Here is a 19,587-nt window from a genome sequence, read left to right on the forward strand (position 1 = left end):
GCGGGGGGGGGGGTGGGGGGGGGGGCGGGGGGGGGGGGGGAGTGGGGGGGGGCCCGGGGGGGGGGGCGTGGGGGGGGGGGTGCGGGCCGCGGGGCTCCTACACCCCCGGGGGTGGGGCCCCCCCGCACCGTTGTGGCGGCAGCGGGAGTTCAGCGGGCGCCCGGTTGTGCGGCGCGCTCGGTGCCGCCCAGACCTGCGACTGCGGGCGCGCCGGGTTGGACGCGACGGTCGCGAATCGCGTTCCGTACCTGCGCGACCCAGAGCGCGACAGCGACGTACACGATCTGCTCCGGAATCCGGAACCACAGCGGCGTGGGCGGTTCGCCGTTGAGCGGGATGTCCTCGACCGCGGCGTAGATATTCGCCGGGACCATCACGACCAGCAGTACGGCGAGTCCGAGCCCGGCCCAGCGGCGAGTGCCGGCGAAGAGCAGACCCGCGGCTCCGGCCAGCTCCAGTACGCCGGTCGCGTACACGGCGAAGGCCGGGAACGGGATGGCGGTGGGCACCATCGCGACCAGATCGCTGTGGCTGGGCATCACGGTCACCGAATCGGGCATGAAATGCGCCAGCCCGGTCATGGTGAACAAGAACGCCAGCCCGTGGGCGGCGGCGACGCGCCAGGTGGCGAAGCGGCGGACGCCGAAGGCACCGAGCAGGCGCAGGACGAGTGTGGGGGCGACGAAAAGCATCAGGGTGCCGAACATGGCGGTTCCTCGAAGGCTGGCGATCCGTCGGAGCAGAACTCTCGACGGATTGTGGTTATCGACTGATTACAAAAGATACGCATCGGATGATAACTAGTCAAGAGGTCGGTTAGGGGTGCTGCGCCGGAGAGTGGGCGCGATGGCGTGCGGTTCACCGGTGACCGCCCCGGTCGGAGTGCATGGGACGCAGGCGCGCCGGAGACCACGAGTTGGGTGACAATTCCGCCACGAGCGGTGGCGCGTTCGTGCCCTGGCGGGGCGAGGCCGCGAGCCTCGGTATGAAAAGGTTCGGTGCGGCCGTTCCGGCGGCATGACAAGGGCTGCGTGCGTGAGCGCCGAGCGTCCGGAGGGAGTCGTGGATGACCGATCTCGTCGAGCAAACGACGGTGCGCGCGGCGGCGGATACCGCCCGCCGTTTTCCGCGCGGGCTGTGGCGGGTGGCCGTAGTGCTGATCGCGTTGGTGCTCACACCGGTTGCGGTCGGTATTGCCGCGAACGGAGCCGTCCTGGCCGGACGGTGGTGGGACGATGTCGACCGCTGGCTCGCCCCCGCCCAATCGGTGCTCGGGGCGATGCTGCTGTTGCTGGTCGCGTCCCTCGCGGTCTACGTGCCGGCGGCGGCGATGATCGCGGGAGTGGTGTGGGGCGTCGTGCCCGGCGTACTCCACATCGTGGCGCCCGAGAACAGCTACCGGCTGCTCTCCGCGATACCGGGCCTGCCCGCCGACCTGGTTCGCGCGTTGCACAGCTGGCTGTCGGGCGGCGTGATGCTGCTGATCGGGGTGTTGCTGCTCGGCGTGGGTGCTACTGCCGCGGTGCTCCGCCACCGGGGCGCCCCGGCGAGCCGTAGTTAGGCCGGCGCAGTCTTACGCTCCGCTCGACAGCAGCTGAACGCGCCGATCGCCCCCAGGTGCGGGTATGCACGGGGGGCGATCTCGCGAACCGAATGGCCGACCTGTCCGAGGACTAGCCGGCGGCGGTATCGGTGCAGGCGGACAGGATGACCCGGGCCGGCCGCGGCGACGCGCTGCCCAGGTCCGGGAAGGGCGGCGCACTCATCCCGAGCACATCGACCGCCCGGCGCTCGGCACCGGCACGGTTGGCATCCCAGGCCCAGCCGAAACGGTAATCCGCCCCTTGCGCCACCGCCCCGCACGCATTGGCGAAATGCACCACCACCTGGCAGTCGGCAACTCCGCATTCGGCGACGGCGGCGTTATCGGCCGCCGCCGAGCTGCCATAGTTCACGGCCGATGCGACCGTCGCGGTGCTCTGCGAAATGGCCAGCGCGCCATAGAGATTGCCGTCGACCGCCGGGAACCCACCGTCGATCGAGGCGACCTGATATCCCGTGGCCCGGGCGATCGCGACCCCGCTCTCCGCGGCCCCGGCCGGACCGGCCATAACAAAAGTGATTGCGGTAGCGCACGTCATCCCGGCCACCCCGGCCAGCGCGCGCGACAATTGCCGCGGCAAAATCATCGAATCTCCCCGTTTCAGAACCAATCTCCGGGCGATTGTTTCCGACGCCGATCGAAGTGTCCAGAAATTTACGAGAACTCGACTCATACCGGCCGCACCGGGCGACGCGAGTGATCGGAAGCAGTGGCAGGCCGGACCGGCCGGCCTGCCACACGGTCATCCCTTCACACACAACACCTGGCGTAGGGTCGCCACCACATCGACCAGGTCCTGCTGGGCCTCGATCACCTCGTCGATGTTCTTGTAGGCGGCCGGGATCTCGTCCAGGACACCCGCGTCCTTACGCGACTCCACGCCCTCGGTCTGGGCGATCAGATCCGCGACACTGAACTGCCGCTTGGCCGCATTGCGGCTCATCCGCCGGCCCGCGCCGTGCGAGGCGGACTGGAACGACTCCGGGTTGCCCTTACCGCGCACGACATAGGAGCGGGTTCCCATCGACCCCGGGATGAGCGCCATATCGCCCGCCCCGGCGCGGACCGCGCCCTTACGGGTGACCAGCATGGGCACCCCGTCGATCTTCTCCTCCGCCACATAGTTGTGGTGGCATGACACCGGAGTATCGAACCGGACCTCCCGGGTGGGGAACTGCTTGCGCACCGCGTCGCACACCAGCGCCAGCATGACCGCGCGGTTGCGGGCCGCATACTCCTGCGCCCAGGTCAGGTCGTGCCGGTAGGCGGCCATTTCCGGGGTGTTCGCCAGGAACACCGCCAGATCCCGGTCGACCAGATTCTGGTTGTGCGGGAGCTTGCGGGCCACCGCCATATGCCGCTCGGCGATCTCCTTGCCGATATTGCGGCTCCCGGAGTGCAACAGGATCCACACCTGGTCGTCCTGGTCCAGGCAGACTTCGATGAAATGGTTTCCGCCGCCCAGCGACCCCATCTGCTTGTGCGCCTTGGATTCCCGCGGCGCCACTGCGTGATCGAGATCGTTGAACGCCGACCAGAACCGTTCCCAGCCGGTGCGCAAGGTCGCGGTGGCGACACCGGACCGTCCGGGTGCCAGCTTGTTCACCTGCACGGGATGCTGGTGGGCGCCGAAGCCCACCGGGACCGCTGCCTCGATCGCCGACCGCAGGGCGCGCAGGTCGTCGGGCAGATCGGCCGCAGTCAGGTCGGTGCGTACGCTCTCCATACCGCAGCCGATATCGACCCCCACCGCCGCCGGGGCGACCGCATCGCGCATGGCGATCACCGAACCGACCGTGGCGCCCTTCCCGAGGTGCACATCCGGCATGACGCGGACGCCGTGCACCCATTCCAGCCGGGCGATATTGCGCAGCTGTTGCAGCGCCGCCGGCTCGATCTCGCTCTCCTGGGCCCACATCAACGTCCGTGCCCGGGTACCGGACAGCTCGACGGGAAACATTGTCTCGATCCTTCCGTTCACGACGGGCCGTTACCCGCCGCCTCACTTCACGGTAGGCCGCGCGCAGTCGGTAGGGCACCCGATTTTCGCGATGCCGGCCTGCGCGGAACGGCAGGCCGGAGACCGGTGCCGGTGACACCGCCTGGCGCGCAGAGAACCGGAGGGTCGGTGACCTCTCGGCCTGGAAGCGGATTCAGCCGGGAAGGGCCGCCTCGATTTCGGTGCGCCACGGAATCGACGCACTGGCACCGAGCGCGGTGGTGGCCAGTGCTCCCGCGGTGCAGGCGAAGCGCAGTGCGGCGGCAGGTCCCTGTGCCCAGCGCACGGCGAGCGCTCCGGTGAACGTGTCGCCCGCGCCGGTCGTGTCGACGACGTGGACCGCGGGTCCAGTAGCGGTGATTTCCGCGCCGTCGGGTCCGCGATGCCGGGCGCCGTGCGCGCCGAGCGTGACCACCACATGCGGCACCCGGGCGAGCGGCCCGCCCAGGTGTTCGGCCTCGCCCGCGTTCACCACGGCGACGTCCACGTGCTCCCACAACTCATCGGGCAGATGCCGGACCGGCGACGGGTTGAGGATCACGGTGGTGTCGTGCGCGCGAGCATGGCGGGCGGCGGCGGTCACGGTTTCGAGCGGTATCTCGAGCTGGCAGACGAGAAAATCGGCGGCGGCGATGGCGGTGCGGTCCGCGGCGGTCAAACCCGTCACCGCGGTATTGGCGCCGCCGACCACGATGATGCTGTTCTCCCCGGCGTCGTCGACCACGATCGTCGCGATACCGCTCGGACCGTCGACCACTCGCAGCCCCGTGGTGTCCACGCCGGATTCGGTGAGCACGGCGCGCAGCCGCGGGGCGAACACATCGGTACCGATGGCGCCCAGGAACATTGTCTGCCCGCCGGCCCGGCTCGCCGCGATCGCCTGGTTGGCGCCTTTGCCGCCGGGCACCATGGCGAAACCGCGGCCCAGTACCGTCTCGCCCGGTGCAGGGCGGGTCGCGGTGGTGGTCACCAGGTCCATGTTTATGCTGCCGAGGACGGCGATCAGTGGCGTGGTCACCAGGAGAACGTAACGCGCGAACGCCGGTGAAATCCGGTTTTCCCGGTGCGTAGGCTGTATAGCTATGACCGCAGAGACCACCGCTGAGTTCGATATGCGCGAGGCTGTGCACGAGGCCGCGCGCCGGGCGCGGGTCGCGTCCCGGGTGCTCGCCCAGCTCACCACGGCCCAGAAGAACGAAGCCCTGCACGCCGCGGCCGACGCCCTGCTGGCCGCCGCCGATACGGTGCTGGAGGCCAACGGCGAGGATCTCGTCGCCGCGAAATCGGCCGGCACCGAGGATTCGCTGCTGGACCGGCTGCGGCTCACCAAGGACCGGGTCGACGGTATCGCCTCGGGTCTGCGCCAGGTGGCCGCCCTGCCCGACCCGGTGGGTGTGGTGGAACGCGGTTCGACGCTGCCCAACGGGCTCGAGATCCGGCAGGTCCGGGTACCGCTCGGGGTGGTCGGCATGGTGTACGAGGCCCGGCCGAACGTCACCGTGGATGCCTTCGGGCTCGCTCTGAAATCCGGTAACGCGGCGCTGCTGCGCGGGTCGTCGTCGGCGGCCCGATCGAATGCGGCGCTGGTCGCGGTGCTGCGTTCGGCGCTCACCGAGGTCGGCATCCCGGCGGACGCCGTCCAGCTGCTGCCCAGCGAGGACCGCTCCAGCGTGACCCACCTGATCCAGGCCCGCGGCCTGGTCGATGTGGTGATCCCGCGCGGCGGCGCCGGCCTGATCAACGCCGTGGTCCGCGACGCCCAGGTCCCGACCATCGAAACCGGCACCGGCAACTGCCACGTCTACGTACATTCGGGCGCCGACCTGGACATGGCCGAGGAAATCCTGATCAACGCGAAGACCCGCCGGCCCAGCGTGTGCAATGCCGCCGAAACCGTGCTGATCGACGCCGCCATCGCCGAGACCGCCCTCCCGCGGCTGAGCAAGGCGCTGGCCGACAAGGGCGTCACCCTGCACGGCGACCTCGACGGCATGGTGCCGGCCACGGACAAGGACTGGGCCGAGGAGTATCTCACCCTCGATATCGCGGTGAAAATCGTCGATGATCTCGACGCCGCCATCGACCACATCAACACCTGGGGCACCGGCCACACCGAGGCCATCGTCACCGGCGAACTGGCCGCCGCCGACGAGTTCTCCCGCCGGGTGGACGCCGCGGCGGTCATGGTCAACGCCTCCACCGCCTTCACCGACGGCGAGCAGTTCGGCTTCGGCGCCGAAATCGGCATCTCCACCCAGAAGCTGCACGCCCGCGGCCCGATGGGCCTACCGGAACTCACCTCCTCGAAGTGGGTGGTCCGCGGCTCCGGTCAGATCCGGCCCGTGTAGCACCGCGCATTCCTCGCCGACGCGGTTCGGCTCTCGCCGCCGAGCCGCTCCGGCAGGCTGTCATCAATCACGGCCGAACCGAGTCGGTGCTGCCGCCGAGCAGTTCACCGTCGGCCATGACCACATCGACGAGTTCGGCGAGCGCGTGCCACTCCCGGCCGCCCCACGCATCCCGCGCGCATAGGTGAGGCACGATCACTACCTGGGCGTTGTGGTTGAGAACGTGCTCCATGGCGATCAGTACAGCCAACCGCGGCACCGCCGTATCCGTGATCGCGGTGTACAGCACGGTCAGGTTGTGCCGCTGTATCAGGTCCTCGATTTCATCGAGGTCTCCGTTGGACCGGCGGAGCAGGATCGCGCGTCTCGGGTCAGCGGGCACTACGGACCTCTTCGCTTGGAGCCGTCCACAGGTCGGCAATGTTGTTCCCCATATCTCGTCGCAGTCGGGCGATATCGGCTGAGGTCCCCGGGCGGGCGCGGTGACCGACCTCGGGTTCTGCGCGCAGAGCGTCGGCGACTCGTTGCAGTATTGCGAGGTCTACCGGGGTGTTGCCGTCCAAGAGTGGCAATGCCGCCCGGAGATGTTGATGTCGGCGGAAGCGGCCGTGGCCCTGTGGGACGGTAGACGTGGGTTGATTCTCGAACTGGCTACTCATCGCATCCCCTGCTCGATCGGTGGTGGAGCACGGTGGCGGCGAGCCGATGGCCACTCACCCGCCGCGTGCTGCAACAGCGTCTCGTTGTTCCGGGGGACGGCGGAACCTCGTACGTTTTCCATTTCGGGACGTCCCGCAAGGTGTATAACGTCCCTGTGTCGAATGAGCGGTTGCGTGTAGCCATGGCTGCCGGAGGGTGGACCCATGCGAGCCTGGCCGAGGCAACGGGCGTAGATCCGAAATCGGTTGAACGCTGGGTGAACCTCGGCCGGATTCCGCGGCGACGCACCGCAATCCAGGCCGCAGAGCGATTGGGTGAGGACGTTCATGTCTTGTGGCCGGCCTTACGGCAAGCACGGCCGGCACGAGCCGTCAGCCCTGAACTCGTTGCTCTCCACGACCAGCGGGCCGATGTCCCGGCGTCGACGTTCGTCAACCTGTTCGCCGCAGCACGTGAGCGCATCGACGTCCTCGTGTACGCGGCCGTATTCCTCCACGAGGCGTACCCACGGCTCAATGATCTATTGATCGAACGGGCGGAGGCGGGCTGCTCGATACGGTTGGCTGTGGGCGACCCGGACGGCGTCAACGTCCGGCAACGCGGCACAGAAGAGAAGTTCGGACACGGCATCGAATCGCGTTGCCGTCTCGCCCTGATGCATTACCGGGCATTGCAACCGACGGCGGGTATCGAGTTGCGGACACACGACACGACCCTCTACAACAGCATCTACCGTGCCGACGACCAGATGCTGGTCAATGCCCATGTGTGGGGAGTGAATGCGTACGGTGCGCCCGTCTGGCATCTGCGCCGTACCCTCGACGGTGGCCTGTTCGACACCTACACCGAGAGTTTCGACGCGGTCTGGCAAACGGCCCGGCCGGTGGAAGGGTAAGCCGATGGTGCGCACCGAGTTCTACGACGATCCAGCCGCACCACAACCGAACAATCTCGTTGTCGCAGCTTCCGCCGTGGTGTGCAACGACGTGGGTCACATCCTGCTACAGCGACGCGCCGATAGTGGCCTGTGGGCGCTTCCGGGTGGCGGCATGGAGATGACCGACAGTCTCCCCGGCTGCGCTGTGCGTGAGGTAAAGGAAGAAACCGGCCTCGATATCGAGATCACCGGACTTGTCGGCACGTACACCGACCCCCGTCATGTGATCGCCTACAGCGACGGTGAGGTGCGGCGTCAGTTCAACGTATGCTTCCGGGCTCGTGTCACCGGTGGTGACCTCGCTATCTCCGATGAGTCCACCGAACTGCGGTTTGTCGCCCCCGATCAGATCGAAGGCCTCGATATGCACCATACGCAGCGACTCAGGCTGACCCACTACCTGGAGAATCGCCCCACGCCCTACCTCGGGTGAGTTGGGTAGTTCCCAGTGGCGGATCCGCATGCGGCCAACAGTCCAGCTGCCGGGCCGACGCCGCAGCGGTCATGGTCAACGCCTCCACGGCCCTTCACCGACGTGCGGATCGTTGGATCCCCGTCTCGTTGCCTTCGGCGTTGCCGACGGCTCTGGTCAGCGCGGCGAGTGCGGTCGGACGACTCGGTGACCTGGGTCTCTTGGCCGCGGGGGACGAGGCTCGCTGAGCGGGCGCCCGGTAGCGTGGGGTGGGCAGAGTTCGACGGAAGGACGCCCATGGAGCCCGCGAGTTCCCCTATCCCGCCGGTTCAGGAGCCGATCTTCGCGTCGGTCGATGATGTGCAGGCCCGTCTTGCCGAAACCGGGTATCTGGCCGATAAGGCGACCGCTACCTCGGTCTTCCTCGCCGATCGGCTCGGTAAGCCCTTGCTGATCGAGGGGCCGGCGGGTGTTGGCAAGACCGAGCTGGCGCGGGCCGTAGCGCAGACCTCAGGGGCGGAACTGGTGCGGTTGCAGTGCTACGAGGGTGTCGACGAGGCGCGGGCGCTGTACGAGTGGAATCACGCCAAGCAGATCCTGCGTATCCAGGCGGGCGGTGTGAACGACTGGGCCGATACCAAGGCCGATGTGTTCACCGAGGAGTTCCTGCTGTCGCGGCCGCTGCTCACCGCGATCCGGCGGACCGAGCCGACCGTCCTGCTCATCGACGAAACCGATAAAGCCGATGTGGAGATCGAGGGGCTGCTGCTCGAGGTACTCAGCGATTTCGCGGTCACCGTGCCGGAGCTGGGCACCATCACCGCCGCCCGCAAACCCTTCGTGGTGCTGACCTCCAACGCGACCCGTGAGCTGTCGGAGGCGCTGAAGCGGCGCTGCCTGTACCTGCACCTGGATTTCCCGGACGAGGATCTGGAGCGGCGCATCCTGGCCAGCCGGGTGCCCGAACTGCCGCAGGCGGTGGCGGCGCAGCTGGTGCGGGTCGTGCACGTGCTGCGCGGGATGCAGTTGAAGAAACTGCCCTCGGTGGCCGAATCCATCGACTGGGCGCGCACCCTGCTCGCCCTGGGGCATACCGATCTCGACGATGCGACGGTGCGCGAAACCCTCGGGGTCGTGCTCAAACACCGCAGCGACCACCAGCGTGCGCTGGCCGAGCTGAAACCGGCCTGATCATGGCGGTCACCGAAGACCGGCCCCTGGCCCCATACGGCCTGCCCGGACATCTGGTGGGGTTCGTCGAGGCGCTGCGGGCGCGCGGGATCCCGGTGGGTCCCTCGGAAACGGTGGATGCGGGCCGGGTGCTGTCCGTGCTCGATCTCATGGACCGCGAAGCCGTCCGGGAGGGCTTGGCCTGCGCGCTGCTGCGGCGCACCACCCACCGCGCGACCTACGACGGTCTGTTCGACCTCTGGTTCCCGATCGCGATCGGAGCGCGCGACGCCGCCGCGGAGATCGAGCTGCCGTACCGCGAGGACGGCCGCCTCGACGTCCCCGAGCTGCGCCGGATGCTGGCCGAAATGCTCGCCGACGAGAACTCCGGCGCCGCGCAGGCACTGATGGCCGCCCAACTGGTGGAACAGCTCGGGCAGTATCAATCGGCGCGCGGCGCCTCGTTCTCCTCGTATCAGGCACTCAAGGAGATCCAGCCGCAGACCCTGCTCGCGCAGATCCTGGCCGGGATGACCACGCCGGGGATGAGTGATTTCGATACCGAGATCGCGCGGCGGACGGCCCGGGGCCGGATCGATAACTTCCGGCGGACGGTGGAGGCGGAGACCCGGCGGCGGGTGGCCGAGAAGATCGGGCGGGAGCGGGTGGCTTCGTACGGGGTCGCGCGGCAGGCCGAGGACGTGGATTTCCTGCGCGCCTCGCAGGCCGAATTGGCCGAGCTGAAACGCAGCACCCAGCGGCTCGCGCGGATCCTGGCCTCCCGGCTGGCGACCCGCCGGCGGCACGCCAAACGCGGCGAGATCGATCTGCGGAAAACACTGCGCAAATCCATGTCGACCGGCGGTGTCCCGATCGACCTGGTGAACCGCAAGCCGCGGCCCGGGCGGCCGGAGCTGGTACTGCTGTGCGATGTCTCCGGATCGGTCGCCGGGTTCAGCAACTTCACGTTGCTGCTGGTGAGCGCGCTGCGTGAGCAATTCTCGAAGGTCCGCATCTTTGCTTTCGTCGACCACACCGATGAGGTGACGCGGTTCTTCGACCCGCACACCCAGCTCGACGAGGCGATGCAGCGGATCTTCGCCGAGGCCGATATCGTCGGCTTCAACGGCCACTCCGACTACGGCAGCGCGCTCACCAGCTTCGCCGAGGACTTCCCGGACGCGGTCACCAGCCGCAGCGCACTGCTGATCCTCGGCGACGCCCGCACCAACTATCGCGACCCGGAACTGGCCACTCTGTCCGAACTGGTCGCCGTCGCCAAGCATGCGCACTGGCTGAACCCCGAACCACGGCAGAACTGGGGTTCGGGTGATTCGGCGGCCGATCGCTACCAGCAGGTCATCGAGATGCACGAATGCCGGTCGGCGTCCCAGCTCACGGCCGTGGTCTCGCGGCTGCTGCCGGTCTGACCGGGACTCGCCGCGACCACCCCGTTAAGCTCGACACTCATGCGTGGAACAGGCCGGCCCGGACTCAAGCTGGGGGTGATGGGTGGCACCTTCGACCCCATCCACCACGGGCACCTGGTCGCGGCCAGCGAGGTCGCGCACCGGTTCGACCTCGACGAGGTCGTTTTCGTCCCGACCGGCCAGCCCTGGCAGAAATCCGGCCGCCGGGTCAGCCCGGCCGAGGACCGCTACCTGATGACGGTGATCGCCACCGCCTCCAACCCGCGGTTCTCGGTGAGCCGGGCCGACGTCGACCGCAGCAAGGTGACCTACACCGTCGACACCCTGCGCGACCTGCACGCCCAGCATCCGGGCGCCGAACTCTACTTCATCACCGGGGCGGACGCGCTGGCCAGCATCCTCACCTGGCAGGATTGGGCGGAACTGTTCGAGCTGGCGAAATTCGTGGGCGTCAGCCGGCCGGGGTACGAGCTGAATATCGATCATCTCGCCGAGCATTTGCGGGGGATGCCCGACGACGCGGTCACGATGATCGAGATCCCCGCGCTGGCCATCTCGTCGAGCGAATGCCGCCGGCGCGCGGCCGAGGGCCGGCCCGTGTGGTACCTGGTGCCGGACGGGGTCGTGCAATACATATCGAAACGGCACCTGTACGTGCCGGCGCAAGCGGAAGGTAATGGAAGCGTGAACCAGGCATCAGGGGGTACCGCATGACTGCGACAGCGGAGGCTGTGCAGATGGCGACCGTCGCCGCGTTGGCCGCGGACGAGAAACTGGCCGCCGATGTGGTGGTGCTCGACGTCTCCGAGCAGCTGGTGATCACCGACTGCTTCGTGATCGCTTCGGCGCCGAACGAGCGCCAGGTGAACGCCATCGTCGATAATGTCGAAGAGAAACTGCGCGCGGCCGGGCACAAACCGGTTCGCCGGGAAGGAACCCGCGAGGGCCGCTGGGCGCTCTTGGACTATGTCGATGTGGTGGTGCATATCCAGCACAACGACGAACGTAATTTCTATGCGCTGGAACGGCTGTGGAAAGACTGCCCTGTTGTTCCGGTCGAGGGGATCGGTCCGCCGGAATCGGCTGCCGATGAGGAAAGTGCTGGAGATACCGAGTGACACGAAATACCGGTGTGCGCACCCTGATCCTGTTGCGCCACGGGCAAACCGAATGGAACGCCAACGACCGGATGCAGGGGCAGATCGATACCGATCTCACCGATCTGGGCCGGCGGCAGGCCAAAGAGGCCGCGCGGGAACTGGTGTCCCACAAGGCGATCGGCCTCATCTCCTCCGATCTCAAACGCGCCTACGAAACCGCGCAGGCGCTGGCGGAACATTCCGGCCTGGAAGTGGTCCGGGAGCCGCGGCTGCGGGAAACCCACCTCGGTGACTGGCAGGGGATGGGCGACGTCGAGGTCGATTCGCTGTACCCGGGCGCGCGCCTGGAATGGCGGATGGACGCCACCTACACCCCGCCGGGTGGCGAATCCAAGCTCGAGGTCGGTGCCCGGGCGCTGCCCGTGGTGCAGGAATTGTTCACCGAGCGGCGGGATTGGCCGGGCGCCACTATGATTCTCGTGGCGCACGGCGGGCTGATCGCCGCGCTCACGGCCGCACTGCTCGATCTGCCGCCCCGGAACTGGCCTGCCCTCGGTGGTCTGGCCAACGCCAGCTGGGTGCAGCTGAGCAGCCACGGTCCGAGCATCGAGAAGCCCGGCTGGCGTCTCGATGTGTGGAACGCAGCGGCGAAAGTAGCACCCGATGTCATCTGAAGATCTGAACCGGCAGATTCCGGACGAACTGTTCCAGCGGGTATCCGCGAAACCGGAACGCGCGCTACCCGATGCGCTGTTCGGTCCCGCGACCCCGCCGGCGCGGGACGAGAACGCCGACGACACCGACGGCGACGAGATGCGGAAGGCAGTCTGATCATCAGGAGGGTTGCGCAGTGACAGCCAGGCCGGAGGATAGTGAGCCGGATTCGGCCGGGCCGGTCGCCGGTCCGGCCGCGCCGGATCGTTGGCCGGGCGCCGGCCCCCGCCCCGGGCACCACCCCCGCCCGGGCGGGGCCCCCCCCCCCCCCCCCCCCGGGTCCTCCCGCCCCGGCCGCGGGGGGGCCGGGCCCCGGCGCCCCCCGCGCGGGCGGGGGGGCGGGCCGCCGCCCCGCCCACGGAGCTCACCGCCGGCTCGGCCGTAGCCCTCCCGCTCGATACGCCCGGGGCCGTCGATCCGGCGGCTCCCCGGCGGCCGGTACTGCTGGTGATCGCCGATTCGCTGTCCTATTTCGGGCCCAAAGGCGGTCTACCGGCCGATCATCCGCGGATCTGGCCGAATCTGGTGGGGTCCGAGCTGGACTGGGACGTCGAGCTCGTCGCCCGGATCGGCTGGACCTGCCGGGACGCCTATTGGGCGTTGATCGGCGACCCCCGGGTCTGGGCGGCCGTACCGCATGCGGGTGCGGTGGTCTTCGCGGTGGGCGGCATGGATTCCCTGCCCTCACCACTACCCACCGCGCTTCGTGAATTGATCCGCTATGTCCGCCCGGCCGGCTTGCGACGGGTGGTGCGCACCGCCTACCAGTGGCTCCAGCCCAGGGCGGCGAAACTCGGCCGCCGGGTGGCGCTGCCGCCGGAAGTCAGCGTCGACTATCTGGAACAGTGCCGGACCGCGCTGAGCCAATTGCGGCCGGAACTGCCGATGGTGGCGGTACTGCCGTCGGTGCACGATTGCGCGGCCTACGGCCGGGTACACCGCGGGCGGGAGCCGGCGGTGCGGGCGCTCGAAGGCTGGTCGGCGCGCACCGGGGTCCCGTTGGTGGATCTGAAGGCGGCCGTGCACGACAACATCTACTCCGGCGACGCCAACCCCGACGGGATCCACTGGGGCTGGGACGGGCATACGGAGGTGGCCAAAGCGATGGTGAAAACACTGCGCGAGGTGGGATGAGACGTGGCGGTCGTGGTGGTCACCGATTCGTCCGCCAGTCTGCCCGCGGACCTGATCGGCGAACTGGGTATCGCGGTGGTGCCCTTGCATGTGCTGGTGGGTGATACGGCGCTGCGCGAAGGGGTCGACGACCTCGATATCGACTATGCCGCGGATTCGGTCAGCACCTCCGCGCCGTCCCCGGGAGAACTGCGTGGCGCCTACGCCGAAGCCTTGGCGCGCAGTGGCGGTGACGGGGTGGTGGCGGTGCACCTGTCCCGGCAACTGTCGGCCACCTGGGAGGCCGGTCGGCAGGCGGTGCGGGATATGGGCGCCGAAGCGTCGGTGCGACTGGTGGATTCGCTCGGCGCGGGCCTGGCCACGGGATTGCCGGCGCTGGCCGCCGCCCGCTGTGCGGCCACCGGCGCGCCCCTGGACGCGGTGCACTCCGCCGCGGTGACCGCGGCGGAGAATTCGCATACGTTCATCGTGGTCAACCGCACCGAACAGCTGCGGCGTGGTGGCCGGCTCAGCACGGCTGCGGGGTTCTTCGCCAGTGAGCTGGTGAGCAAACCGATCCTGCAACTGGTGCAGGGCCGGCTGGAGTTGCGGGAAAAGGTGCGCACGCGGTCGAAGGCGGTCGCGAAACTGGTCGCGGCGGCGGTGGCGGCTGCCGGACCGGGGGAGGCGGCGCTGGGGGTGCAGCATCTGGACGCGGCCGACGCCGCGGAAATGGTGACGACCCAGCTGCGCGAACGGCTTCCGAACGTCCGGGAGATTCTCACCGCGGAGTTCGGGCCCGCGCTCGGGGTGCACCTCGGCGTGGGTGCGGTCGGGGTGCTGGTGCTGCCCGGCGGGTGCGGTTGATTCCCGGCTCTGCTTCGCCGGTGCTCGCCGTCTCGTGGAGGGCGGTTCCGGTAAGGATGCGATTGTCCGGATGGAGTGGTTGTCCACAGGCTTGCGTTCTCCACAGAGTTGTTGAAGTACCTGGTCGACGCGGTGGTTGGATGTGCTCGCGCGCCTAGCGTCGCGAGCATGGCACGACAAGACGAGCGGGAACGAGTACGCAAACAGCTGGGCGGGTTCTTCGACGGCACACGCGAGGAACTCGATACCGACGCACCGCGGCCGGATACCGCATTCACCGACGACGACGATTCGGTACGTACGCCCCGCTGGCTCGCCGAGCCGGCACCGCTCACCTGGCGAGAACGCCTGCTACCCCCGCGATTCCAGGGCGCGCGACTGGATCCGGGGCGCCGCGGCGTGGTGACCATGGCGGGGATCGGCGTGGTCGCCTTCCTGGTGACGCTGGTGGTGGTGTTCTGGGAACGCCCTGTCGCTCAGCCGGTTCCCCCGCTACCGGCCGCGCTTCCGGCATCGTTGCCCGCAGGGCACACCGCGCCCGGGAACCCACCTGCCGCGCCCGAAACCGCACCCGCCCAGCCACCACCGGCCGAATTGGTGGTGAGTGTGGTCGGCTTGGTGCACAAGGCCGGTCTCGTGCGATTGCCGCCCGGTGCGCGGGTCGCCGATGCGCTGGACGCGGCCGGGGGAGCGCTGCCGGGCGCCGACGTCACCGGGCTCAACCTGGCTCAGCGTCTCGCCGACGGCGACCAGATCCGGGTCGGTGCCGGCGATACGGCCGTCCCGCCGGCCGGCAGTGCGACGGTGAGCGGCGGCGGGCCGGGGGTTCCAGCGGCCGAGGGCGCGGCACCCACCGCCGGAACCCCGGTGAACCTGAACACCGCCACCGAGGCGGATCTCGACGCTCTACCGGGCGTCGGCCCGGTCACGGCGAAGGCGATCATCGCCTGGCGGGAGACGAACGGGCGGTTCAGCGATGTGGAGCAGCTGGCCGAGGTCGACGGAATAGGACCCGCCCGGCTCGCCCGCCTGAAAGAACTGGTGACGCTGTGAACGGCGTGCCGGCAACAGCTACCGGAACCCGGGATACCGGGGGCCGCGGTCACCTCGTCCGATACCTGACTCATATCTCTGGCCTCGTCGGCGCTCGGGTCGGTATTGCGCGAGCCGAGGATCGCGGTCCTGTGTCGGCCCACGTCGGATCCGCAGCGGTGCGATTGCCTTCCCGTTCCACGGCTCGCCACTGCGGTGCGCATCCGACGCGGACCGCGGCCTGGCCATCGCCGACCGGATCGCATCGGGCAAGGTCGTCGAGGGGCAGCGCATCGGGCCGCTCGACGCCCTGGCCGACTGCGGTCCCGCAGGTCGCGCGGCAGCATATCGGCCTCGAGGCATCGCACCCGGCAGTGGAGGCAAACGCGGCAACGGACCAGCAGGGTCCAGCGGCCGGTGCGCGGCTCGGAGTCGTTTCGAGAGCGTTGGCCGACGATTTCACCGGGTTTCCCTCGTCGGTCTGCGGGCCCACTCGTCGCGGCATCTGGTGGGTCGTGCGGACGGTGACCGTCCGTCTTCGCCGGTGAAGGGGCCAGGTGGGGGCGAGCGGTCGCCGGACGAGACCGGCAATGACCGGCAGGTACTGGATGCGCGGCTGCTCCCGGGGGCTCTCGTCTGCTGGCTGGTGACGATTTCGGCGGTCGGCTCGGGATGGGTCGCCGGGGCCGGCGCGGCGGCCGGCCTGGCGGTGGTGGCGCTGGTGTCGTGGGTACTGCTGTGGCTGGGGGTCGCGCCGCGCGGCGAGCGATACCGCGTAGTCGTGACGACGGTTCTCGGCGCGGCCGTACTGGGCGCGGGTTTCGGGCTCGCCGGGGCCTGGCGCGAATACCAGGTGAGCACCCATCCGCTGCGGGCTGTGCCCGGCGAAGCGACAGTGCACGTCGTGATCACCCCGGCCGACGATCCGAAACCTGTGCGCGGCAGCGGTTCCGGGCGGGGACGGCTGTGGGTGATTCGCGCCGAACTGCGGGAGTTCCGCTACCGCGACAGCGTGGTCCGCACGGGCGGTGCCGTTGTCGTGCTGGCCGCCGGACCACGCTGGGGTGAATTGCTTCCCGGACAGCCGATCGAATTCCGCGCCCGCACTGCGCCCCCGCGGCAACACGATCTCACCGTCGCCACCCTGCGGCCGGTCGGTGTGCCGGCTCCGGCCGGGCCGTTGCCGTGGTGGCAGACGCTGGCCGCCGGGGTGCGCTCCGATCTGTCCACGGTGGCGCAGGCCGCGCTCGCGCCCGATGCGGCAGGTCTGCTACCCGCGCTGGTCGTGGGGGATACCTCGGGTCTGTCCGATCGGCTGCACGAGGATTTCGTGGCTTCCGGGTTGCAGCACCTGTGCGTTGTCAGCGGCGCAAATTTTTCCGTGCTCCTGACCGCTGTGCTCGCGTTGACCCGGTTGCTCACCTGTGGACCCCGGCTGTCCTTCGTCGTGACCGGTGCCGCGCTGGTGTTCTTCGTGGTCATCGCCCGGCCCGATCCGAGTGTGCTGCGGGCCGCGGCCATGGGGTCGGTGACTCTGCTCGCACTGCTCACCGGCCGCCGGAAGCAAGCCCTGCCGGCGCTCTGTGCGGCGGTGATCGGGCTGCTGGCGATGTGGCCCGCCCTCGCGGTCCACGCCGGTTTCGCGCTCTCGGTCCTGGCTACCGGTGCGCTGTTGCTGCTGGCGCCGAGCTGGGCCGACTATCTGCGGGATCGGGGCTGGTGGCGGTTGCCCGCCGAACTGGTCGCGGTGGCCGCGGCGGCCTTCGTCGTCACCACGCCGATCACCGTCGCTCTGTCCGGGCAGCTCAGCCTGGTGGCCGTCGCCGCGAACGTCCTGGTGGCTCCGGTGATAGCCCCGATCACCGTGATCGGGGCTACCGCAGCGGTCGTGGCCACCTGCTGGTATCCGCTCGCGGAGCTGATCCTGCGCGCCACCGGCCCACCGCTGTGGTGGCTGCTCACCGTCGCTACCGAGGCGGCCACCGTACCGGGTGCGGTGATCGCTGTCCCGGGTGGCGGGGCCGGAGGCTTGTTCGCTGCTCTGCTCGTCGCCGGCGGGATACCTGCGCTGCGGCTGCCCCGGGTCCGGCGATTCGTGCTCGCCGTAGCCCTCGGCGCCTTCGCCGCTTACCTGCTGCGCATCCAGTGGTTCCCGGGATGAGTACGCGGCCTCCGGTCACACCGCGAGTGGCGGGGTGGTGCCGGTGACGCGATACCGGGCGAGGTCGGGCGCTCAGAGCCCGCCGATTCCTTTTCCGAGTACCACCGTGCCCATGAGCACCAGCACGATCGCCAAGACGATGTGGTTGTTGTCCTGCAGCATCGTGCGCAGCCGCTCGAGCGGGGTGCGTAACCGGTCGGCGGCCAGTGTGTATCCGAGAATCACCGCCAATACGCTGGACGCGGCGAGGACGGTGAATACCACGATCGCGACGATCTGGCCGCCGACGGCGGTGCCGCTGGAACCGATCACCACACCCGCGGACAGGCACAGCAGCAGATTCTTCGGATTCACCGCCGACAGCACCGCGCCCAACTCGGCGGCCCGGCCGACTGTGAGCTCGTCGACGGCGCGCATCCATCCGGGGATCTCTGTGTCGTGGCGCTCCCGCCATTGCACCGCGGCCAAGATCAGCAGCAGTATCCCGAGCAGAATTTTCAGCCATGCCCCGGCCGCCGAGGGTTCTCGATTCGCCGACCCGCCCAGCGGCCCCGCGAGCAGTGTCACGACCACCGTCACCGCGGCGATACCGGCCACCCACCCGGCCGCGAACCCGAGACCGGCGCTACGCGCCCGCGCCGACAGGATCATCAGAATCGCCGCCACGACCGGAATGGGGGAGATCGCCACACCCACCGCGAGCGGAAGCAGATCGCCCAGGACATCGCCCATGCCCTGGACGGTAGAACAGACAACCCGCCCCGCCCCTGGTTCACGGGGCAAGCCCCTGTGTCGTAGCCCCATTGTGACCGCGCCGTGCCTGCACCCGATTCGCCCGGTCAGCAGGTCGTGCCCGTCCAGGGCCCTGCGGACGACAGGAACAGGCCGACCGAGGCGATGCCGGGCAGCGGTTGTCATGCAGGGCGGTGAGCTCGGTGTGCACAATGCGCGCCGGGACGTGTGCCTGCGACGTCCCCGCCGGGTGAGGCCGATCCCGGTGATTGTGGGGGTTCGGCCGTACGATCGGTGCCGTGAGCGAGCGAGCGGCGGCGGTACATCTGGTGCTGGGGGAAGAAGAGCTGCTTATCCAGCGGGCGGTGGCGGGGGTGGTCGCGCAGGTGCGGGCGGGCGTGCCCGATCCGGACGGCGTGCCCGTCGACCGGCTGCGGGCCGGTGATGCCAGTAGTGCGGAGCTGGCCGAACTGCTGAGCCCATCGCTGTTCGCCGAGGATCGGGTGATCATCCTCGAGGCGGCCGACCAGGCGGGTAAGGACGCCGTGGCCGTGATCTCCGATGCCGTATCCGCGCCGCCGGAGGGGGTGGTGCTGATGGTGGTGCATTCCGGTGGCGGGCGGGCCAAAGCGCTGGTGCCGGCGCTGCGCAAGGCCGGCGCGGTGGTGCACGAGTGCGCGAAACTCACCAAGGCCTCGGAGCGGGCCGAGTTCGTACGTGCGGAGTTCCGGGCGGCCGGGGCGCGGGTGTCCGGTGAGGTGGTCGCGGCGGTGCTGGATGCCGTCGGGTCGGAGTTGCGGGAACTGGCGGCGGCGTGCTCGCAGCTGGTCGCCGATACCGGCGGGAAGCTCGACCTCGCCGCGGTGCGGCGGTACTACTCCGGCAAGGCGGAGGTGTCGGGTTTCGAGGTCGCGGATTTCACCGTGGCGGGGAACCGGGCGGGGGCGGTGGAGGCCCTGCGCTGGGCACAGGACCGCGGTGTACCGCATGTGGTGCTGGCGGACGCCTTGGCGGATTCGGTGCACACCATCGCGAAGGTCGGTTCGGCGGGCCGTGGGGATCCGTTCAAACTGGCCGGGCCACTGGGACTGCCGCCGTGGAAGGTGAAGAAAGCGCAGGCTCAGGCGCGCGGCTGGACGCCGGCCGCGATCGGCTCCGCGCTACAGGTCGTGGCGACACTGAACGCCGATGTGAAGGGTGGTGCCGCGGATTCCGGCTTCGCCCTCGAGGACGCTGTTCTGAAACTGCTGGCCCTGCACGGACGCGACTGAACGACCACCGGGCCGGTCCGGTCGTGCGCGGCTCGAGG

At 69.3% G+C, this 19,587-nt stretch carries 21 protein-coding genes; 15 read left to right on the forward strand and 6 right to left on the reverse strand.

Translation table 11 applies throughout. The features are described 5' to 3' along the window. Nucleotides 1-149: 149 nt before the first annotated feature. Nucleotides 150-707, reverse strand: a complete 558-nt coding sequence (locus QH276_RS10635; RefSeq protein ID WP_280400879.1) for a DoxX family protein — start codon at nt 705-707, stop codon at nt 150-152. Between the two features lie 359 nt (nt 708-1,066). Here QH276_RS10635 and QH276_RS10640 point away from each other — a divergent pair, with 359 nt between their 5' ends. Beyond that, nucleotides 1,067-1,561 (forward strand): hypothetical protein, encoded by a 495-nt coding sequence (locus QH276_RS10640; RefSeq protein ID WP_280400878.1) that lies wholly within the window; start codon nt 1,067-1,069, stop codon nt 1,559-1,561. Between the two features lie 112 nt (nt 1,562-1,673). On the opposite strand, the gene QH276_RS10645 is transcribed toward QH276_RS10640, so the two are convergent. From QH276_RS10645 to QH276_RS10655, 3 genes are all read right to left on the reverse strand, one after another. Then, entirely contained in the window at nt 1,674-2,189 is a 516-nt protein-coding gene (locus tag QH276_RS10645; RefSeq protein ID WP_280400877.1) for a DUF4189 domain-containing protein, read from the reverse strand. A 156-nt stretch (nt 2,190-2,345) separates the two neighbouring features. Then, on the reverse strand, nt 2,346-3,563 hold the full coding sequence (locus QH276_RS10650) for an RtcB family protein (RefSeq protein ID WP_280400876.1): 1,218 nt from the start codon (nt 3,561-3,563) through the stop codon (nt 2,346-2,348). A gap of 193 nt (nt 3,564-3,756) precedes the next feature. Continuing rightward, complete coding sequence (locus tag QH276_RS10655) at nt 3,757-4,620, reverse strand: ribokinase (protein ID WP_280400875.1); 864 nt, start codon at nt 4,618-4,620, stop codon at nt 3,757-3,759. A 64-nt stretch (nt 4,621-4,684) separates the two neighbouring features. Here QH276_RS10655 and QH276_RS10660 point away from each other — a divergent pair, with 64 nt between their 5' ends. Next, on the forward strand, nt 4,685-5,950 hold the full coding sequence (locus QH276_RS10660; protein ID WP_280400874.1) for a glutamate-5-semialdehyde dehydrogenase: 1,266 nt from the start codon (nt 4,685-4,687) through the stop codon (nt 5,948-5,950). A 67-nt stretch (nt 5,951-6,017) separates the two neighbouring features. Here the strand turns inward: QH276_RS10660 and QH276_RS10665 are convergent, their stop codons facing one another. Further along, nucleotides 6,018-6,332, reverse strand: a complete 315-nt coding sequence (locus QH276_RS10665; RefSeq protein ID WP_280400873.1) for a hypothetical protein — start codon at nt 6,330-6,332, stop codon at nt 6,018-6,020. Between the two features lie 432 nt (nt 6,333-6,764). Between QH276_RS10665 and QH276_RS10670 the strand changes: the two genes are divergently transcribed. From QH276_RS10670 to QH276_RS10725, 12 genes are all read left to right on the forward strand, one after another. Further along, the gene (locus tag QH276_RS10670; protein WP_280400872.1) at nt 6,765-7,505 is read left to right on the forward strand and encodes a DUF5919 domain-containing protein; all 741 of its coding nucleotides are present in this window, start codon (nt 6,765-6,767) and stop codon (nt 7,503-7,505) included. 7 nt (nt 7,506-7,512) lie between these two features. Continuing rightward, entirely contained in the window at nt 7,513-7,980 is a 468-nt protein-coding gene (locus QH276_RS10675; RefSeq protein WP_280400881.1) for an NUDIX hydrolase, read from the forward strand. Between the two features lie 276 nt (nt 7,981-8,256). Next, nucleotides 8,257-9,150, forward strand: a complete 894-nt coding sequence (locus tag QH276_RS10680) for an AAA family ATPase (protein ID WP_280400871.1) — start codon at nt 8,257-8,259, stop codon at nt 9,148-9,150. Nucleotides 9,151-9,152: 2 nt separating this feature from the next. After that, complete coding sequence (locus QH276_RS10685) at nt 9,153-10,559, forward strand: vWA domain-containing protein (RefSeq protein WP_280400870.1); 1,407 nt, start codon at nt 9,153-9,155, stop codon at nt 10,557-10,559. A gap of 39 nt (nt 10,560-10,598) precedes the next feature. Next, nucleotides 10,599-11,273: a nicotinate-nucleotide adenylyltransferase gene (gene nadD, locus QH276_RS10690; RefSeq protein ID WP_280400869.1), complete on the forward strand. Its 675-nt coding sequence runs from the start codon at nt 10,599-10,601 to the stop codon at nt 11,271-11,273. Then, entirely contained in the window at nt 11,270-11,677 is a 408-nt protein-coding gene (rsfS, locus tag QH276_RS10695) for a ribosome silencing factor (protein ID WP_280400868.1), read from the forward strand. The genes nadD and rsfS overlap by 4 nt, the downstream gene beginning before the upstream one ends. Continuing rightward, entirely contained in the window at nt 11,674-12,333 is a 660-nt protein-coding gene (locus tag QH276_RS10700) for a histidine phosphatase family protein (RefSeq protein WP_280400867.1), read from the forward strand. The genes rsfS and QH276_RS10700 overlap by 4 nt, the downstream gene beginning before the upstream one ends. After that, nucleotides 12,323-12,490 (forward strand): hypothetical protein, encoded by a 168-nt coding sequence (locus QH276_RS10705; protein WP_280400866.1) that lies wholly within the window; start codon nt 12,323-12,325, stop codon nt 12,488-12,490. The genes QH276_RS10700 and QH276_RS10705 overlap by 11 nt, the downstream gene beginning before the upstream one ends. A 330-nt stretch (nt 12,491-12,820) precedes the next feature. Next, on the forward strand, nt 12,821-13,507 hold the full coding sequence (octT, locus tag QH276_RS10710; protein WP_280406715.1) for a diglucosylglycerate octanoyltransferase: 687 nt from the start codon (nt 12,821-12,823) through the stop codon (nt 13,505-13,507). Between the two features lie 3 nt (nt 13,508-13,510). After that, nucleotides 13,511-14,353, forward strand: a complete 843-nt coding sequence (locus QH276_RS10715; protein WP_280400865.1) for a DegV family protein — start codon at nt 13,511-13,513, stop codon at nt 14,351-14,353. A gap of 168 nt (nt 14,354-14,521) precedes the next feature. Then, nucleotides 14,522-15,406 (forward strand): ComEA family DNA-binding protein, encoded by an 885-nt coding sequence (locus QH276_RS10720; protein WP_280397218.1) that lies wholly within the window; start codon nt 14,522-14,524, stop codon nt 15,404-15,406. Between the two features lie 523 nt (nt 15,407-15,929). Next, a complete protein-coding gene (locus QH276_RS10725) occupies nt 15,930-17,546 on the forward strand; it encodes a ComEC/Rec2 family competence protein (protein ID WP_280397217.1) in 1,617 nt (538 codons plus the stop codon). A gap of 72 nt (nt 17,547-17,618) precedes the next feature. Here QH276_RS10725 and QH276_RS10730 read toward each other — a convergent pair whose 3' ends face one another. Continuing rightward, entirely contained in the window at nt 17,619-18,278 is a 660-nt protein-coding gene (locus QH276_RS10730; RefSeq protein WP_280397216.1) for a GAP family protein, read from the reverse strand. Between the two features lie 299 nt (nt 18,279-18,577). Here QH276_RS10730 and holA point away from each other — a divergent pair, with 299 nt between their 5' ends. Then, nucleotides 18,578-19,549, forward strand: a complete 972-nt coding sequence (gene holA, locus QH276_RS10735) for a DNA polymerase III subunit delta (protein WP_280397215.1) — start codon at nt 18,578-18,580, stop codon at nt 19,547-19,549. Nucleotides 19,550-19,587 lie beyond the last annotated feature (38 nt).

This window comes from Nocardia carnea (genome assembly GCF_029869215.1).
GTDB lineage: Bacteria > Actinomycetota > Actinomycetes > Mycobacteriales > Mycobacteriaceae > Nocardia > Nocardia carnea_B.

What these genes read in the sequence shown, in the direction of transcription:
- QH276_RS10635 (WP_280400879.1), bottom strand. Translation starts at nt 707, where the DNA reads ATGTTCGGCACCCTGATGCTTTTCGTCGCCCCCACACTCGTCCTGCGC.
- QH276_RS10640 (WP_280400878.1), top strand. Translation starts at nt 1,067, where the DNA reads ATGACCGATCTCGTCGAGCAAACGACGGTGCGCGCGGCGGCGGATACC.
- QH276_RS10645 (WP_280400877.1), bottom strand. Translation starts at nt 2,189, where the DNA reads ATGATTTTGCCGCGGCAATTGTCGCGCGCGCTGGCCGGGGTGGCCGGG.
- QH276_RS10650 (WP_280400876.1), bottom strand. Translation starts at nt 3,563, where the DNA reads ATGTTTCCCGTCGAGCTGTCCGGTACCCGGGCACGGACGTTGATGTGG.
- QH276_RS10660 (WP_280400874.1), top strand. Translation starts at nt 4,685, where the DNA reads ATGACCGCAGAGACCACCGCTGAGTTCGATATGCGCGAGGCTGTGCAC.
- QH276_RS10680 (WP_280400871.1), top strand. Translation starts at nt 8,257, where the DNA reads ATGGAGCCCGCGAGTTCCCCTATCCCGCCGGTTCAGGAGCCGATCTTC.
- QH276_RS10685 (WP_280400870.1), top strand. Translation starts at nt 9,153, where the DNA reads ATGGCGGTCACCGAAGACCGGCCCCTGGCCCCATACGGCCTGCCCGGA.
- nadD (WP_280400869.1), top strand. Translation starts at nt 10,599, where the DNA reads ATGCGTGGAACAGGCCGGCCCGGACTCAAGCTGGGGGTGATGGGTGGC.
- rsfS (WP_280400868.1), top strand. Translation starts at nt 11,270, where the DNA reads ATGACTGCGACAGCGGAGGCTGTGCAGATGGCGACCGTCGCCGCGTTG.
- QH276_RS10705 (WP_280400866.1), top strand. Translation starts at nt 12,323, where the DNA reads ATGTCATCTGAAGATCTGAACCGGCAGATTCCGGACGAACTGTTCCAG.
- QH276_RS10720 (WP_280397218.1), top strand. Translation starts at nt 14,522, where the DNA reads ATGGCACGACAAGACGAGCGGGAACGAGTACGCAAACAGCTGGGCGGG.
- QH276_RS10730 (WP_280397216.1), bottom strand. Translation starts at nt 18,278, where the DNA reads ATGGGCGATGTCCTGGGCGATCTGCTTCCGCTCGCGGTGGGTGTGGCG.